The organism is Priestia sp. VA7 (assembly GCF_055710015.1).
On sequence record NZ_JBVQPN010000002.1, the window covers coordinates 478,442 to 494,097 of the forward strand.

The window sequence follows — 15,656 nt, forward strand, 5'->3', positions numbered from 1 at the left end:
AGAAGCAGAAGCGAGGTGAGCTGTATGCAACACGTTGACGTACTGATTATTGGCGGAGGGCCCGCTGGTATCTCTGCTGCCGTGTGGTGTAAAAGGCTAGGCGTTGAGTGCTTGCTTCTTGAAGAACAGGCACAGTTAGGCGGACAGCTGTTTGCGATTTATAATGAAATTATTGATTATCCCGGAATACAAGCGGAAAATGGAATCGAAATGCAGCGTAAAATGGTTCAGCATTTTATCGATATGGACTGCTTATATGAAGCGAATACAAAAGTAATTTCCATTGATGAACGTTCTAAAACAGTAAAAGTAAAGCAGCAAGAAACAGAAAAAGAAATTGGCTATACGTATCTTATTTTAGCAACGGGCTCTAGTCAGCGAAAGCTCGGAGTGCCGGGTGAGCAGCAAATGATTGACCGAGGAGAAGTGTATTCAGCTTCAGCAGACGGAGAACGGCTAAAAGGTAAAAGGGTTGCTTTCATTGGCGGAGGAGACCGGGCGTTTGAAGGAGCACATCTTTTAGCATCAAAAGCAAAAGAAGTATATCTGATTCATCGTTCTACACATTTTAAAGCAAGAGAGCAATACGTTGAAAAAGTTCTTTCCGACCCCGGTGTTAAAGTGATGACAGATACCGAAGTGACGGCTATCCACGGGAAAAATCACGTCACATCGATCGATTTAAAAAGTAAAAACAGTGAATGCGAGAATTTATTGGTAGACGCAGTGCTGATCAGACTAGGCGTAGCACCCAATGTTGAACTTATTAAAGAAAAAGTCACCACTACACAAAGCGGGCTCATCGTCATCAATGAAGTGCATCAAAGCAGCAATCCATCTATTTACGCAATCGGAGACGCCTGCACGACTCCTTTGTTTTCTAGTATCAGCTCTTCAGCCGGTCAAGGATCGATTGTAGCCAAGCATGTATCGAGCCTTTTGAAAAAGTCATAATATGAAAAAAGCATCTATCAATTGGATAGATGCTTTTTTACGTAACATAGTAAAAGAAACATAGCAGAAGTATATTCACAGGCAGACAAATCGTTTGGAAAAAAGCAGTGTATTTTTGATGCACAGAGCTGATTCTTTTTACTAGAATACACTCGGTAATGAAATTAAAAAGAATAATGATAGAAGCGACTGTTATATACGCCCAGACGTTCTGCTGAAACAAACGAGTAAAAAGAGGCGAGAAAAGAAGCAGAAAAGCAGCGGTTTGAAAGGAACCTCTAGAAAATAAATCATGTTTTTTAGCACTTTGAGTCACGTTATCCCTCCTTTATATGTTTTATTTTACTAAATGAAAAAGGCTTTAAAAACGTTTTCAGCTATCTTTACCTGAGATGTTCCTCATTTGGGGAAAGTAGGGTAAAATATATGTCAAATGTAACTTATTCTACTAGTATAGAAGAAATAGATAAAAGGAGGCAGCATGAGACCTTGCCAGATAAAAACACGGAGAAGGAGCAGCCGATCATGATCATAAACCATCTTGATCGTTTGAATACGCAGCTTTTAAAAGAATACAGTGAAGGTATTTTTTTTATCAACTGTGAAGGGGATATCATGTTTAGCAACGAAGCAGCCTTCAAGCTAACAGGAAACGAGCATAAACAAAAAAGCCAGCAGCTGACAGCTTTTATACATAAGACGAAACAACAGCAAGCCCAAGAGCTTTTTCAACGTGCTTTAAAAGGGGAAAAAGTTCAGTTTTCGACGACGATTAATCACCACACAAAAAAAGAACTTCCTTTGTCTATTACTCTCATTCCTATTATCGTAAGTGAGCAAGTAGCAGGAGTCTATGCCGTGTGCCGAGATGATTCAAAAGAGCAGGAGCGCTCTAATCACATTTCTAAATTAGAAACGCATTTAAAAATGGAGCAAAAGCTTGCGAATGTAGGAAGCTGGTATTATGACGTAGGGGAAGATAAAAGCTATTGGTCACCTCAGCTGTATAATATTTGCGGATTAAACCCTAATCAGTTCTTTACTCCTTCTTTAAAAGAAGTTCTTCAATTTATCAGCGGCTGTGATCAAAAAAGGTTAGAAAAAGCAGTGATGGAGGCACTTTCAACGGGAGAAAGCTATAAAATTGAATACGCGCTGGTGCGGCCAAACGGTGAAGAACGTACGGTGTTTGAGCAAGCGGATGCACTAATAGATGAGCAAGGAAACGTCATACAGCTGATTGGCGTTGTTCATGATATTACCGAATCAAAAGTGATTACGAATGAATTAAAGCAAAAAGAACAGCAGTTTCAAACGATTTATAATAATTTGGATGCTGTTGGAATATGGTCCGTTGATGTGCAGCGTAATAAAGTGATTGTATGCTCGAGTGGTGTTAGCAATATTTACGGAGAAGATGCGATTAAATTTTTAGAAGATAGAAATCTGTGGGAAAGCTTTATTCACCCTGAAGATAAACCTGCTGTGGCAAAAGCGCAGCATCAGCTGCAAAAAGGAAAAACGATTCGTCAGCAGTATCGGATCTACACAAAAAAGGGTGAGATGAAATGGGTAAAAGGTCGATGCATTCCAACACTTGATGAGAACGGTAAGTCGGTACGCATAGACGGCATTGTTGAAGATATCACTGCAGAAAAAAAGTACATGGATCAAGTTGAATATCTTGCGGCTCATGATCATGTGACAAACTTGCCAAATCGAAGAAAGTTTGAAGGAGAATTAAAAAATTTCATTCGGCAAATGAAAAAAGAAAAAGATTCATTAGCGGTCTTTTATCTAGGAATGAATCGCTTCAAACATATTAATAACACATTAGGACACGACGTAGGCGATCGCCTGCTACAGTCTATCGCCAATTGGTTAAAAAAGTTCGTAACGCCAGATGTGATGCTAGCTAGAGCAGGAGAAGACGAGCTTGCGATTTGTTTTTTATCTCTTTCACATATTAATGAATGTCAAAAGCTAGCCGCTACTCTTTTTCAAGAAATCGAAAAAGAAATTACTATTGACGACTTTTCTCTCTATGTCACAGCCAGTATCGGAATCAGTATCTACCCGCATGACGGAGAAGATGTGAAGATGCTATTAACGAATGCCAACCTTGCTATGCGCCGTGCCAAAGAAATCGGGCGAAGCGACTGGCAGCTGTATTCACCGTTAATGGACAGCGAGACGTATAAAAGCTATCATCTGGAAAAAGGTCTGCGCAACGCACTTCTTCAAAATGAGTTTTTTATTGAATATCAGCCAAAGGTTCATACAAACAGCAGAGAGATTGACAGCATCGAAGCGTTAATTCGCTGGAATCATCCAGAATGGGGACGCGTATCACCAGGAGACTTTATTCCATTAGCAGAAGAAACTCATTTAATTATCGAACTCGGCGACTGGGTAATCGAGCATGTGTGCAAGCAGCTGCAGCAGTGGAAAAATCAAGGATTACAAACCGTGCCCGTTTCGATTAACGTTTCGTCTAAACATTTGCTGAAACGAGGATTTGTAGAGCACGTTCAACAAACGTTAGCCCGATACAGCATCGACCCTTCATTCATTGAATTTGAAGTGACGGAAAGCTCCATTATTCAGTATGAAGAACACGTAAAAAAAGTGATGGACGAATTACAGAAAATCGGCGTAACGTTTGCTTTAGATGATTTTGGCACCGGCTTTTCTTCGTTATCACATTTAAAAGACTTTGAATTTAACACGTTAAAAATCGACAAAACGTTTATTCAACACGCTACTGATAAAGGAAAGCAGCAGGCTATTACACAAAGCATTTTGTATTTAGCGAATGCCCTTAACATGAAAGTGATCGCAGAAGGCGTTGAAACAAAAGAACAGCTGGCTTTTTTACAAAAGCAAGCATGTTCATTTATTCAAGGATATATTGTCAGTCAACCAGCGGCTCATCAAAAAACCGCAGAATATTTAAAAATGCGATTTTTATAAAAAAAAGTGATGTCTCGTCGAGACATCACTTTTTTAAGCTTGAATATGTTTTCGAAGCGTCCAAATTTGATGAACCATTTATTGGACTTGATATACACAGGGAGATGGGATGCAGTAAAGTGATGATTGATAAATGATAGTCGTGGAAGTTATAAAATAGAATATATAGTTAAATTAAATATGTTAAAAATTCTGACAAAAGTAAAGACAAAGAAAAAGTTATCGATTATAATAGAAGAATAATGAATGATAGTCATTCATTAATTCTGTTGTTGTTTATGAATTTCCATTACATTAACCATAAATGAATGATAGTCATTCATTTATGTGCGTCAAAATAGAAGGGGGCGTGTATGAGAATTATACTAGTTGAATGGGGGAAACAAGATGGAAGGTAAGCCAAGTGCTACATTTGTTCGTACGCTCACGCTTCGATCACTCGTCATTTTAGGGCTTGCATATATGGCTCCAATGACGGTTTTTACTACATATGGAGTGGTGGCTCAAACTACGCATGGCATGGTTTCTATAGCATATGCCCTTGCTCTTGCAGCGATGCTATTTACCGCATACAGCTACGGGCATATGGCCAAAGAATATCCTTTATCAGGCTCTGCCTATACGTACACTCAAAAGTCTATAAATCCTCACATAGGATTTCTCGTCGGCTGGTCTGTGCTTTTAGATTATCTTTTTTTACCAATGATTAATTTTTTGTTAGCGGGAACTTTTTTATCAGCTGCGTTTCCGTCTATTCCATCGTCTCTTTGGATTCTACTTTTTATTGTTATCATCACTTGTATAAACGTATTTGGTATTCAAATGACAGCAAAAGTGAACGGAATACTTGTTCTTTTTCAATTTCTTGTAACAGCTCTATTTGTTATCTTATCGATTAAGAAAATGATAGAAGGAGAAAGTGATCTTTTGTTCTTTTCTTCTTTACAGCTCTTCGACTCAGAGGCTTCTTTTTCTTTTGTTCTTGCAGGAGCTTCAATTCTTTGCTTATCTTTCCTTGGATTTGATGCTGTGACTACGCTTTCTGAAGAAACGGTTGATCCAAAGAAAAATGTACCAAAGGCTATTTTTCTTGTAGCATTTATAGGAGGAATACTTTTTATACTCGTTTCGTACATTACCCAGCTTGTTTATCCAAACTACCATTCATTTAAAGTTGTAGATTCAGCTTCGTTTGAAATAGCAGCTTATATTGGAGGAACACTCTTCTCATCCGTCTTTCTTGCCGGAATTATTACTTCAACGATTGCATCAGGAATTTCTTCACACGCCAGTGCTTCACGGCTGCTTTATGCAATGGGCAGAGAATCCATGCTGCCTAAAAGACTATTTGCATATATACATCCAAAATATAAAACACCATCGCGAAACGTTGTATTTATTGGGTTACTTTCATCAAGTGCACTTGCAATGGACGTCGTTACAGCTGCTTCCTTTATCAATTTTGGCGCGTTGATTGCATTCACATTTGTAAATATCTCTGTTATCTTCCACTATTATATCCGCGGAAAACAAAGAGATTTTAAAGGCACATGTCGTTATTTAATCAGCCCCATTATTGGAGCGGTCTTTACAGTTTGGTTATGGACAAGCTTAGATATAAAATCTATTTCGTTAGGGAGCATTTGGGTTGTTATAGGCTTTATGTATCTAGTATACAAGACGTCGTTTTTTACAAAAGCACCGCCGCAATTTGCTTTTGATGAAAAAACAGAGCCAAACGAGCTCAAAACTGAACATATATCTTGATAGAGTACATTATTAATTATCTGAAATTTCTAACATAAAAGGAGAGGTCAAAATGAAAGAAACAGTAAAAGTTGGTCTTATTCAAGTTGAGTGTGAAGAAAGCGTTGAAGCTAATATTAACTATACGTTCACAAAAATTAAAGAAGCCGCAGCGAATGGAGCTCAAATTATTTGTCTACAAGAACTATTTAACGCTCAGTATTTCCCTCAAAGTGTTTCACCGGCAGGATATGAGCTGGCTATACCAGCAGAGAGCTCCGTATTAAAAGAAATGGCAGACCTTGCAGCAGAGCTGAAAGTTGTATTAATTGTTCCTTTTTATGAAAAAGCGGCTAGAGGCGTTTATTTTAATAGTGCAGCCGTATTCGATGCAGACGGAACTTGCTTAGGAATTACAAGAAAGAACCATATTCCTGATGGGCCGAACTATCATGAAAAATATTATTTTGTTCCAGGAAATACGGGATATCCTGTATATGAAACAAAATACGGAACAATTGGAGTAGGAATATGCTGGGATGAGTGGTTCCCAGAAGTAGCGCGGATTTTATCCCTGCAAGGAGCGGATATTCTATTTTATCCTTCTGCGATTGGTTCAGAGCCTGATCACCCTGAACTTTCAACTCGTCCCGTATGGGAAAAAGCTATTTCAGCACACGGGATTTCAAATGGAGTCTTTGTTGCTGCGGTGAACCGGGTAGGAACGGAAAAAGAGATGACCTTTTACGGAGGTAGCTTTGTAAGCAATCCGATGGGAGAAATTCTACAATCTTTAACGGATGAAGAAGGGATTTTGATTCAAGAAGTTGATTTGAAAGAAATTGATTCGGCCCGTAATTTGCTTCAGTTCATGCGTGACAGAAGACCAGATACGTACGAATTATTATTAAAAAAAGAAGCATTCCGCACGCCTTCAAATGTATAAGCTTAATTTCTAGTATGAAAAGAAAGGAGCCAAACAGAATGTTACATAAAACAAGCTGGATTTGGGATGAACGATTTTTACGCCATGACACCGGCAAGATTCAGTATGTATTTGAAGGTGGAGAAACAGTAGAGCCTTGTGACGAGTTTGAAAATAAGCATCGAATGACTGTGATTAAAGAAATGATTGAAAAAAGCGGTTTAGCAAAGCACTTAGTTAGACAATCACCCTATGAAGCAACGGATGGAGATTTACTGCGGGTCCATACTAAAGATCATATCCAGCGTGTTCAAAAAGCATGTAGAGCAGGAACAAGGGAAATTGGACCTGAAGCTTATGCGTCTCCTGAAACAGAAGGGATCGCGAGGCTATCCGCAGGCGCCGTCATGAAAGCAGTAGATACGGTAATGGAGAGTGAAACAATAAGTAAAGTCTATGCTCAAATACGTCCACCAGGGCACCACGCGTCTTCAGACCAAGCAATGGGCTTTTGTTTTTATAACAATGTGGCTGTAGGCGCTGCTTATGCAATTGAACATTACGGGTTAAAAAGAGTTGTTATCTTGGATTGGGATGTTCATCACGGAAATGGAACGCAAGACATCTTTTATGAACGTGACGACGTACTTGTTATTTCTATTCACGAGGCAGAATATTTTCCATTAGAATCTGGTCAGGTACACGAAGTCGGACAAGGAAAAGGGGAAGGATATAATATAAATATACCAGTACCTTCTCTGACTGGAAATGAAGGCTATCAATATGTATTTGAATCTATCATTGCACCAGTTATTAGCCAATTTGAGCCTGAGCTTATCATAGTATCAGCGGGCCAAGATGCAAATGCTTTGGATCCTATCTCTCGTTTAATGGTAACAAGAGAAGGATTTAAATATATGGCAAACAAAATGCGAGAATTAGCAGAATCATATTGCAAAGGAAGGCTCATTGTAGCACAAGAAGGAGGATATAACCTAGCATATCTTCCTATCGCCACCATGGGAGTTATTGAAGGACTTACCGGGGTAGATGTGAACTGGAAAGATCCGCACGTTTTGCCGCAAAGAAATACACCACCTGCTTTATTTCAAGCAGTAGATAACGTTGTAAACTATCAGAAAAGGTTTTGGAAGTTTGCTGAGAAGGAAAGCTTTTGTTGAGAAGAGATGATTTAATCAATCAACAGCGTTAATATGTTAGGAACAAATAAATAAGATCACATGATAAAAAAGAGTCTCCGTAACGGAGACTCTTTTAAAATACCAATTAACGTAACAATTGAAGTACGTTTTGCGGCTGTTGGTTAGCTTGACTTAGCATAGCTTGAGAAGCTTGAGATAAAATTGAATTCTTTGTTTGTTCCATCATTTCTTTCGCCATCGTGCGAACATTTGCTTTCACAAATGACTAGACTATATCTTCACCCTCTGAAAAAAGTAGGGGTTGGGCACTTCAGGTGAAAATAAGCGGAACAGCATATTTTTACCCTACAGATTTCATCGTCGTAGCAGGATGCCTTAGACGGTTTATCTTAGTCGTTGAACTTTCTCCAGAGTTTCCTCACAGGAGCTTAGCTGCTGATTGCCCAATCTTTTCTTTTTTTAACCGTTACGCCTGTCGTTTCCAACTACGCTGTGGTAAGAAAAGCTCTCAGGGGTTTCCAGCAATTCACCCAATTATGCTCACTAGCCGTTACCAGCTAGGACGACTGTGCTTAGGGCTGCTTAGGCAGCTAAAGCATAATCTACGTCACGGATACGTGATTCTGCAGCTGTTAGGTTTTCTGATGATGTGCTTAGGTTGTTAATCGTGTGATCCAAACGATTTTGTTTAGCACCAAGTTGAGCACGTTCATCTGAAACACTTTTAATTGCTGCATCGATTGTATCAATTGCAGCAGTAGATGTAGCGGCATCTGCACTTAAATCAATAGCGTTAACTCCTAAACTAGTTGAGTCCATTTTAGCAAACGTTACATCAATTTTTTGATCTTTATTCGCCCCAATCTGAAAAGTGAACTTCCCAGCATTTCCACCTGTACCATCTAATAATTTTTGAGTATTAAATTCTGTATCAGTAGCAATTCTATCTACTTCACTTATTAGATCTGTCACTTCTTTTTGAATTTCAGCTCTGTCATCTGCAGTGTTAGTGTCACTACTTGATTGAACAGCTAGTTCACGAACACGTTGTAAAATAGAGTGTGTTTCATTTAATGCACCTTCACCAGTTTGGATCATTGATACTCCATCCTGAGCATTACGAGAAGCCTGATCCAATCCGCGAATCTGCCCGCGCATCTTCTCAGAAATTGCAAGACCCGCTGCATCATCAGCCGCGTTGTTAATGCGCTGACCTGAAGATAATTTCTCCATAGATTTTGCTTGTGCATTATTGGCTGTGTTGTACTGGCGGTACGTGTTTAAAGCTGTAATGTTGTGATTAATTCTCATTTTCCTTACCTCCATATAATAGTTTTACTTCTTGGCTTACATCCTTGTATGCAAGAAGTGTCCCGCTTTGAAACGGGATAAAATTAATTGAACGCCTTTGGTAAATATGTTCATACTATATATCGACTGAGAAGAGAGGTTGTTTATACTTTCCATTAATTTATTAAATAAAAAATTTGCGCGTGTATAAAAAGAAAAACCAGTTCTCTACACGAACTGGTTTTTAGCATTAATGAGTAGCTCCACCCGACACTACAATATCATCTTCAACCAAAATCGTCGTCTTCACCACACTAAGCAGTCCCTCCACAATCAAATCCAAAGACATACTCGCTTTCCCAGAATGATTCACAGCTTGTTCAGGAAGGTAAGGAATATGAACAAATCCGCCTTTAATACAGCAGTTTTGAATCATGTTCATCAGCCCATAAAATACATGGTTACACACAAACGTTCCAGCGGTTTGCGAGACACTGCTTGGAATGCCAGCTTGGCGCAGGTTTTCGACAGCTGCTTTGATAGGCAGTGTCGAAAAGTATGCGGCAGGGCCGTTTTCGATAATAGGGCGATCAATCGGCTGCTGGCCGATGTTGTCAGGGATTCGCGCATCGTCTACGTTAATAGCAACGCGTTCGACCGTAATTCCTTCTCGGCCGCCTGCTTGTCCAACGCAAATGACGATAGAAGGGCTAATTTCTTCTATATACGTATGAAGCTTTGCGATTGATTCGCCAAAAACAGTGGGAAGAGGCTTAGCAATAATGTGATAGTCTTCAACAGCTATGCCGTCTAGAGCTTTTACCGCTTCTAACGACGGATTAATACTTTCACCTTCAAATGGTTCAAAGCCAGTTAGTAATACAGTTGTCATTCCATTACTCTCCTTTAAAAGTGATATACAAGGTAGTACATTAATAGCGTATTTACTACAAACACGGATAAAGCAATTGGCACTTGAGCTTTAATCACGGCGTTTTTGTCTTTTAATTCAAGCAGCATGGCAGGTACGATGTTAAAGTTGGCTGCCATTGGCGTAAGAAGTGTTCCGCAGTAGCCAGCAAACATGCCGAGCGCTGCCATAATCGCTGGATTACCTCCGTGCATATGTACAATCAGCGGAAGTCCAATACCTCCAGTAATAACGGCAAACGCAGCAAAGGCATTTCCCATGACGATCGTAAATAGCAGCATTCCCAAGCAGTAAGCAAGCACAGCCACAAACGCATAGTTAGTCGGAAGTACATCACTTACAATATCTGATACTACTGTTCCAACGCCTGATTTTGAAAAGATGCCGCCAAGAGCTGCCAGCATTTGCGGTAAAATAACGGCCCACCCCACTGCTTGAAGCAAGCGGCTTCCTTCTTTAACAGGTACGTCCATTTTGGCTTTAGTGACGCCCATTGAAGCGATAAAGGCAATGACAGCTGCGATTGCCAGTGAAATTAACGTGACTTTTTCTGGGTCGATTAATGCCCAGTTTCCAAATTTAATTTTTCCAAAAAGAAGCGTACCGATAATCGTAAAAATAGGAATAAATAAAGCTGGTAAAAAGATTTTATTTTTTAATCGCTGTGCGTGAGCCACTCGTTCTTCAGCAGATGTTTCCGCTTCATTGGATTTAGTCACGCGGTTAAATGAAGCAAGCAGCACCATGATAATGACCAAACACCCTACATAAAAAGGCGGAATCACGTTGCCAAATAAAAACGTAATGGAAAAAAGCGCCCAGAATAGAGAAGATCCTAAACGGTTAGGATGGTTAGGGTCACGTGCAATTCGAATCGCGATAAAAGCGACAATAATACCGAGTAAGTAGTAAATCGTATCAAGCGTCAAGATGCTTTTCATTTAGCTCGCCTCCGTCTTAGAAGATGATGTTGGTTGGTGCTTCGCCATTTTTTTGTGAATTCGTCGGTCTAACTGACGGAAGCGAATGGCGCTGATCAGCAGCGCTGCGATGGCCGTTGGAATTCCCCAAAGCGCCATATCCCAGACGTCAACGTGAATACCTACAGAGTCAAAGAACCCTTTCATTAAAAGAATTCCACCCGTTGCGATAAAGATATCTTCTCCGAAAAACCAGCCTGTATTTTCAGCTGCCGCTGCGTGGGCGCGAATATCTTCTTTTACTTTAGGCGGAAGCTCTCCGTATTTGGCACGAGCCGCACCTTCAGACATCGGTGCCACTAACGGACGCACGGATTGAGCATGTCCTCCGATATTTAAGCCGACTGCGGCTGAGATTTCACGGATAAAAAGATATATAAGTAAAACATTTCCAGAAGAAGCGTTTTTGGCTTTTTTGATCAGCACTTCTGCTTGTTCTTTTAACCCGTATTTTTCTAACACGCCGAAGATAGGAAGAGTAAGTAAAATAGCCATAGACATATAGCGGTTATCCACAAAAAACTGTCCAAACATCGTGATTACTTCATGCAGTGATAAGCCTGATACAAGGCCCGTCACGATGCCTGCAACAGTTATCACAAGCAGCGTGTTTAAACGAAATAGAAACCCCACTGCCACTAGTAAAACTCCAGTTAATCTCAACATAAAAATCCCCCTTGAGTATGTATAGGCCGTGCTGCAAAGTCACCTCCATTGCTTTTCTAAAAAAACAAAGATGTTTTGAGTATAAACAATTCTGAAAATTAAAACAAGATGTTTCAATCGCAAAATAGTTTGATTAGTGAAATAAATGAAAACAAAAAAAGCTTTGGAATATAAAATTCCAAAGCTTTTACTCAAACCCAATACCTGGGATACTGCCGATCTTGAAATAAATTATTATAAACGGTAGAAATTAGTACAACCACACATGCACAAATCATAATAATACCTAAGTATCCCCAGCCTGCCTGAGTGTTAATGGCGACAATCGCACTAGCTGCAGCGGGAGGGTGAACGGTTTTGGTAAGAATCATTAAAATAAGAACAAAAGCAAGCACAATCGCTATGGTGATTAGACTTCGATGAAATAAACTCCAAATAATAAGTGCGGAAACCGTTGCGAGCAAGTGCCCTCCAAGAACGTGGCGGGGCTGTGATAAAGGACCTTTGTGAGCTCCGAAGACAAGTACGCAGCTTGCGCCAATCGGAGCAAGCGCCATTGGATAACCAAGCGCTAGTGCAATCGCGCTGCTGATGATAATCGCAATTAAGCCTCCGATCGAAGAAACGACTGCATCTCTATAATTGATTTTTGGTTCTTCTTTTAGTTCTCCTTTCATCTTTTTAGTATAAGAGCTTAAGTAAGACAGAAAGGGATTTTTTGTTTGAGCAAAACTTTTTTCAATCTGCATTTCTTCTTTCCTTTCTCTTTTGTAAGTAAAAGTTGTTTGTCAAGTTTTATGTCAGAACATCTGCTATATTAAGTTAGTTTATAAGAAAAGAAGGATTACTGGAAGAGGAAAAATATCTTTTTTTAGTGGAAATTCTTTTTATGAACGAAAAAAGGTGGGATAGGCGGTGGAAAGGGTCTCTATGTGCAGTAAGGGCAAGAGAGATGTATAATAAACCTAGAGGTGACTAAATTATGTATCTAGTAGACTACCATCATCACACGAACAATTCATTTGACTCACAGGCAGTCATGAAAGAAGTGTGCGAGCAGGCTGTAAAAAACGGTATAAACGAAATTTGTTTTACCGAGCACTTTTCATTAAATCCATTAGCGCCAACATATGGTCATATGGATTTTGATAAATATGAACGAGAACTAGCGGAATGCAGAAATCAATTTCAAGGCCAGCTAGTGATTAAAAAAGGAATTGAAATTTGCGAGCCGCACTATTTAAAAGAGAAGTATCAAGAAACGATGAAGCAAGAGAACTTTGATTTTATTTTAGGGTCGGTTCATAACATTAATAACATCAAGCTTCGTAAACATTTGGAGCTGAACAATAAAGAAGCAATTTACCGCGCTTATTTTAATGAAATGTATAAGCTAGTAAGCGAAGCGGACATTGACGTGTTGGCTCATTTAGATTTAATGAAGCGCTATGCGTTTGAGCAATATGGCATATATGACTTCCATCAATTCAAAGACATTCTTGCCGATATTTTGAAAAAAGCAATTGATCGTAATATTGGAATTGAAATTAACACTTCAGGTATAAGAGGGAAGCTGGGTGAAGCATTGCCGGCACTGGAAGTTGTTGGGCTGTACCGTGATTTAGGCGGAGAAATCTTAACGATTGGCTCTGATTCACACTTCGCTGAAACAGTAGGAGCACATATGAAAGAAGCGGTTGAAATGGCGAAGCAGTGCGGATTTACGGAGATTTATACGTTTGATCAACGCAAGCCAAAAGGAATTCGCATTTAATAGGAGTGTGTTTCACTTTCTTTTAGAAGAATAGTATTAACTGTAAAAAGCACGCTCTAATCTGAGCGTGCTTTTTACAGTTAGTTCCGCTTAAGCTCCGATAAAAATTTCCGGACTTCTTCGATGGTCAGACCCAGATTGCGGGCTGTTTCTATAAGACTTACCCACTCTTGATCGATTGACAGTACATTTTCTTTTTTCATTACGATTCATCCACCCTTTGCCAGGGAACCCAGCTATCGTAGCCGAAAGCGGCCTTAGACCTGAAGCTTTGCGTCACTATTTTTCAATAGTTTTGCCCTTATCTGGATAATTTGTAATAGTATTCTTAGTATACAGTTATTTTACAAAATAATATTTGTAAAAGATGTCGAAATAGGTCGATTATAACAAAAAAATTAAACGTTCATGAATGGATCTATCAGTTTGTTTTTCGGAACTTTAAATAATACTGAAATTCAATAAATTCTTCTTTGGTCATGCCGTCTTGAATGGCTCGTTCAATTAAATGTAGCCATTCTAGATTGAGGGCTGGCTTTGAAGTTAGAGCCGGACAGCTGATGTCTCCTTCAATTAAATCGTCAATTGTTGTATGAAGAGAAGAAGCAATTTTATCAAGCATTTGAAGAGAGGGATTATTATTTAGCCCTTTTTCTAAATGAGATAAATACGATTTTGAAATATTGGCTTCCTCAGCCAAGCGTGTAATAGAATAGCCTTTTTTTAGTCGCAAATTCTTAATCTTTTCCCCTATCACATTCAGTTCATCCTCTTCTTATAGGTTTTTTGTTCATTATAACGTATATTTGTGCATTTTGTGTACATAAAAATATAAAATAAATAATATTTTGTTCTTTATAAAGAATAAAATAGGTCGAAATATCTATTCTTGAGGAGGGTATATTATGCTATACTTCACTTACAAATTGTTCTTTATTAAGAATATTTGTCGATTTATCATATTTTTCATTCATTATAATGAACGTTTTGCCGAGTATACAGAAAGAGAATGAACGAGCTGAATTACGTGATCTAAAAGAATAATCGCGTTGTGCTACTACATTTTAGACAGGGGATTGTATGAAACAGCGTTACGTAGAACTTGACTCTGTAAGGGGATTGGCCGCTTTATTTGTTGTTATTAATCATTACCTCATGATTTTCCCAAGTTTCAGTGAATACAGCTATCAAATTCATTCTTCTTTCCTAATGTACGTGTTAAAAGAAAGTCCGCTACGGTTATTTTTTAGCAGCGGCAACGAGTCGGTTGTTTTGTTTTTTGTTTTAAGCGGTTTTGTATTAGCTCTTCCGTTTTATGAAAGCAGTTCTTTTCGTTACGGAGAATATGTAATTAGGCGAGTGTGCCGGATCTATCTTCCATATCTGTTTTCTGTTTGTCTTGCGATTGGGTGTAAATTACTTTTCGCTCAAGGAGGGATCAATGAATTAAGTCTATGGTTTAACAATTCTTGGAACATGAGAGAATCGCCAAGATTACTAATTGAACATTTCTTTTTAATCGGGACATACAATACTGATGCCTACAACAATGTGATTTGGTCACTTGTTCATGAAATGAGAATTTCTCTTTTGTTTCCTTTAATTTTGTTGGTATTAGTCAAGCTATCTGGTCAAAAAGTAATGAGGCTTTTCTTTTTCATTTTTGTAGTGTCATCTCTGTTGTTATTGGTAAATCAATCTTCATTAACACCTACGAGTTATTTACTTTCATTTCATTATTTGCTTCTTTTTATGGCTGGTGCCATAACAGCTAAGTACAGAGATACTTTCATTCATGTATACCGTGCAAGAAGCTGGATGCAAAAAATAGGAATTATCACTATTGGCTTTGCACTCTATCTTTCTGAAGGCGTACTAACAAACTATGATATTACAAATAACTTTTTATGCCGAAATGTATTAGCAATGGCAGGAAGCTGTATTCTAATCGTTCTCGCATTAGCATCACCAGCTGCTTCCAAAATGTTGAAAAAAAAGCTGTTTACTTTGTTAGGGGAAATTTCATATAGCTTATATTTAGTCCATTTAATTGTCTTATTTTCGTTTATTTATCTTCTACATGGACGGTTGCCGTATGAAATAATTTTATGTCTTTGTTTCTTTGCATCATTTTGTTTGGCTATTGGAGTTAACCGTTTTGTTGAGAAACCTTCATGCAAATTTGGAAAGATGTTAGTTAAAAATAAGAATATAGCTTTAAAAAATAATAGACGTACAATTAGCCGCTATTAAG

At 38.7% G+C, this 15,656-nt stretch carries 16 protein-coding genes and 1 riboswitch; of the genes, 7 read left to right on the top strand and 9 right to left on the bottom strand.

The annotated features are described in order from the left end of the window. Nucleotides 1–24 precede the first annotated feature (24 nt). Nucleotides 25–954 carry an NAD(P)/FAD-dependent oxidoreductase gene (locus tag AC0C45_RS08955; RefSeq protein WP_472928049.1) on the top strand — a complete coding sequence of 310 codons (930 nt, stop codon included), beginning with the start codon at nucleotides 25–27 and terminating at the stop codon, nucleotides 952–954. A 37-nt stretch (nucleotides 955–991) separates the two neighbouring features. Here the strand turns inward: AC0C45_RS08955 and AC0C45_RS08960 are convergent, their stop codons facing one another. Continuing rightward, nucleotides 992–1,270 carry a hypothetical protein gene (locus tag AC0C45_RS08960; RefSeq protein WP_472797300.1) on the bottom strand — a complete coding sequence of 93 codons (279 nt, stop codon included), beginning with the start codon at nucleotides 1,268–1,270 and terminating at the stop codon, nucleotides 992–994. A gap of 209 nt (nucleotides 1,271–1,479) precedes the next feature. Between AC0C45_RS08960 and AC0C45_RS08965 the strand changes: the two genes are divergently transcribed. From AC0C45_RS08965 to AC0C45_RS08980, 4 genes are all read left to right on the top strand, one after another. Next, nucleotides 1,480–3,927 carry a sensor domain-containing protein gene (locus AC0C45_RS08965; RefSeq protein WP_472928050.1) on the top strand — a complete coding sequence of 816 codons (2,448 nt, stop codon included), beginning with the start codon at nucleotides 1,480–1,482 and terminating at the stop codon, nucleotides 3,925–3,927. A 387-nt stretch (nucleotides 3,928–4,314) separates the two neighbouring features. After that, a complete protein-coding gene (locus AC0C45_RS08970) occupies nucleotides 4,315–5,694 on the top strand; it encodes an APC family permease (RefSeq protein ID WP_472928051.1) in 1,380 nt (459 codons plus the stop codon). A 52-nt stretch (nucleotides 5,695–5,746) separates the two neighbouring features. Next, nucleotides 5,747–6,619: a carbon-nitrogen hydrolase gene (locus AC0C45_RS08975; RefSeq protein WP_472928052.1), complete on the top strand. Its 873-nt coding sequence runs from the start codon at nucleotides 5,747–5,749 to the stop codon at nucleotides 6,617–6,619. Nucleotides 6,620–6,657: 38 nt separating this feature from the next. Next, entirely contained in the window at nucleotides 6,658–7,779 is a 1,122-nt protein-coding gene (locus tag AC0C45_RS08980; RefSeq protein ID WP_472928053.1) for a class II histone deacetylase, read from the top strand. Nucleotides 7,780–7,885: 106 nt separating this feature from the next. On the opposite strand, the gene AC0C45_RS08985 is transcribed toward AC0C45_RS08980, so the two are convergent. The 6 genes from AC0C45_RS08985 to AC0C45_RS09010 all read right to left on the bottom strand — a co-directional run bounded on the left by AC0C45_RS08985 (nucleotide 7,886) and on the right by AC0C45_RS09010 (nucleotide 12,377). After that, the gene (locus AC0C45_RS08985) at nucleotides 7,886–8,020 is read right to left on the bottom strand and encodes a flagellin (protein ID WP_071276448.1); all 135 of its coding nucleotides are present in this window, start codon (nucleotides 8,018–8,020) and stop codon (nucleotides 7,886–7,888) included. A 323-nt stretch (nucleotides 8,021–8,343) separates the two neighbouring features. Then, complete coding sequence (locus tag AC0C45_RS08990; protein ID WP_472928054.1) at nucleotides 8,344–9,072, bottom strand: flagellin N-terminal helical domain-containing protein; 729 nt, start codon at nucleotides 9,070–9,072, stop codon at nucleotides 8,344–8,346. A gap of 229 nt (nucleotides 9,073–9,301) precedes the next feature. Further along, a complete protein-coding gene (gene pcp / locus AC0C45_RS08995) occupies nucleotides 9,302–9,943 on the bottom strand; it encodes a pyroglutamyl-peptidase I (RefSeq protein ID WP_472928055.1) in 642 nt (213 codons plus the stop codon). A 14-nt stretch (nucleotides 9,944–9,957) separates the two neighbouring features. Then, nucleotides 9,958–10,923 carry a DUF979 domain-containing protein gene (locus tag AC0C45_RS09000; protein WP_472928056.1) on the bottom strand — a complete coding sequence of 322 codons (966 nt, stop codon included), beginning with the start codon at nucleotides 10,921–10,923 and terminating at the stop codon, nucleotides 9,958–9,960. Then, the gene (locus AC0C45_RS09005) at nucleotides 10,924–11,628 is read right to left on the bottom strand and encodes a DUF969 domain-containing protein (RefSeq protein ID WP_472928057.1); all 705 of its coding nucleotides are present in this window, start codon (nucleotides 11,626–11,628) and stop codon (nucleotides 10,924–10,926) included. A gap of 191 nt (nucleotides 11,629–11,819) precedes the next feature. Further along, nucleotides 11,820–12,377 carry an HPP family protein gene (locus AC0C45_RS09010; protein ID WP_412999522.1) on the bottom strand — a complete coding sequence of 186 codons (558 nt, stop codon included), beginning with the start codon at nucleotides 12,375–12,377 and terminating at the stop codon, nucleotides 11,820–11,822. A gap of 233 nt (nucleotides 12,378–12,610) precedes the next feature. Here AC0C45_RS09010 and AC0C45_RS09015 point away from each other — a divergent pair, with 233 nt between their 5' ends. Further along, on the top strand, nucleotides 12,611–13,402 hold the full coding sequence (locus tag AC0C45_RS09015) for a histidinol-phosphatase HisJ family protein (RefSeq protein WP_472928058.1): 792 nt from the start codon (nucleotides 12,611–12,613) through the stop codon (nucleotides 13,400–13,402). An 80-nt stretch (nucleotides 13,403–13,482) separates the two neighbouring features. On the opposite strand, the gene AC0C45_RS09020 is transcribed toward AC0C45_RS09015, so the two are convergent. Together AC0C45_RS09020 and AC0C45_RS09025 are read right to left on the bottom strand one after the other, a co-directional pair. Further along, on the bottom strand, nucleotides 13,483–13,605 hold the full coding sequence (locus AC0C45_RS09020) for an anti-repressor SinI family protein (protein ID WP_472928059.1): 123 nt from the start codon (nucleotides 13,603–13,605) through the stop codon (nucleotides 13,483–13,485). Nucleotides 13,606–13,625: 20 nt separating this feature from the next. Then, nucleotides 13,626–13,712, bottom strand: a riboswitch (cyclic di-GMP riboswitch). A gap of 111 nt (nucleotides 13,713–13,823) precedes the next feature. Then, on the bottom strand, nucleotides 13,824–14,159 hold the full coding sequence (locus AC0C45_RS09025) for a helix-turn-helix domain-containing protein (protein ID WP_280559166.1): 336 nt from the start codon (nucleotides 14,157–14,159) through the stop codon (nucleotides 13,824–13,826). A 323-nt stretch (nucleotides 14,160–14,482) separates the two neighbouring features. Between AC0C45_RS09025 and AC0C45_RS09030 the strand changes: the two genes are divergently transcribed. Further along, nucleotides 14,483–15,655, top strand: coding sequence for an acyltransferase family protein (locus AC0C45_RS09030; protein WP_472928060.1), 1,173 nt, complete (start codon nucleotides 14,483–14,485; stop codon nucleotides 15,653–15,655). The last annotated feature ends 1 nt before the right edge of the window (nucleotide 15,656 follow it).

Bases quoted from the DNA above. Each gene is read 5' to 3' on its own strand.
- AC0C45_RS08955 (WP_472928049.1), top strand. From the start codon at position 25: ATGCAACACGTTGACGTACTGATTATTGGCGGAGGGCCCGCTGGTATC.
- AC0C45_RS09020 (WP_472928059.1), bottom strand. From the start codon at position 13,605: ATGAAAAAAGAAAATGTACTGTCAATCGATCAAGAGTGGGTAAGTCTT.
- AC0C45_RS09005 (WP_472928057.1), bottom strand. From the start codon at position 11,628: ATGTTGAGATTAACTGGAGTTTTACTAGTGGCAGTGGGGTTTCTATTT.
- AC0C45_RS09030 (WP_472928060.1), top strand. From the start codon at position 14,483: ATGAAACAGCGTTACGTAGAACTTGACTCTGTAAGGGGATTGGCCGCT.
- AC0C45_RS08965 (WP_472928050.1), top strand. From the start codon at position 1,480: ATGATCATAAACCATCTTGATCGTTTGAATACGCAGCTTTTAAAAGAA.
- AC0C45_RS08980 (WP_472928053.1), top strand. From the start codon at position 6,658: ATGTTACATAAAACAAGCTGGATTTGGGATGAACGATTTTTACGCCAT.
- pcp (WP_472928055.1), bottom strand. From the start codon at position 9,943: ATGACAACTGTATTACTAACTGGCTTTGAACCATTTGAAGGTGAAAGT.
- AC0C45_RS08990 (WP_472928054.1), bottom strand. From the start codon at position 9,072: ATGAGAATTAATCACAACATTACAGCTTTAAACACGTACCGCCAGTAC.
- AC0C45_RS09000 (WP_472928056.1), bottom strand. From the start codon at position 10,923: ATGAAAAGCATCTTGACGCTTGATACGATTTACTACTTACTCGGTATT.
- AC0C45_RS08975 (WP_472928052.1), top strand. From the start codon at position 5,747: ATGAAAGAAACAGTAAAAGTTGGTCTTATTCAAGTTGAGTGTGAAGAA.
- AC0C45_RS09010 (WP_412999522.1), bottom strand. From the start codon at position 12,377: ATGCAGATTGAAAAAAGTTTTGCTCAAACAAAAAATCCCTTTCTGTCT.
- AC0C45_RS08970 (WP_472928051.1), top strand. From the start codon at position 4,315: ATGGAAGGTAAGCCAAGTGCTACATTTGTTCGTACGCTCACGCTTCGA.
- AC0C45_RS09015 (WP_472928058.1), top strand. From the start codon at position 12,611: ATGTATCTAGTAGACTACCATCATCACACGAACAATTCATTTGACTCA.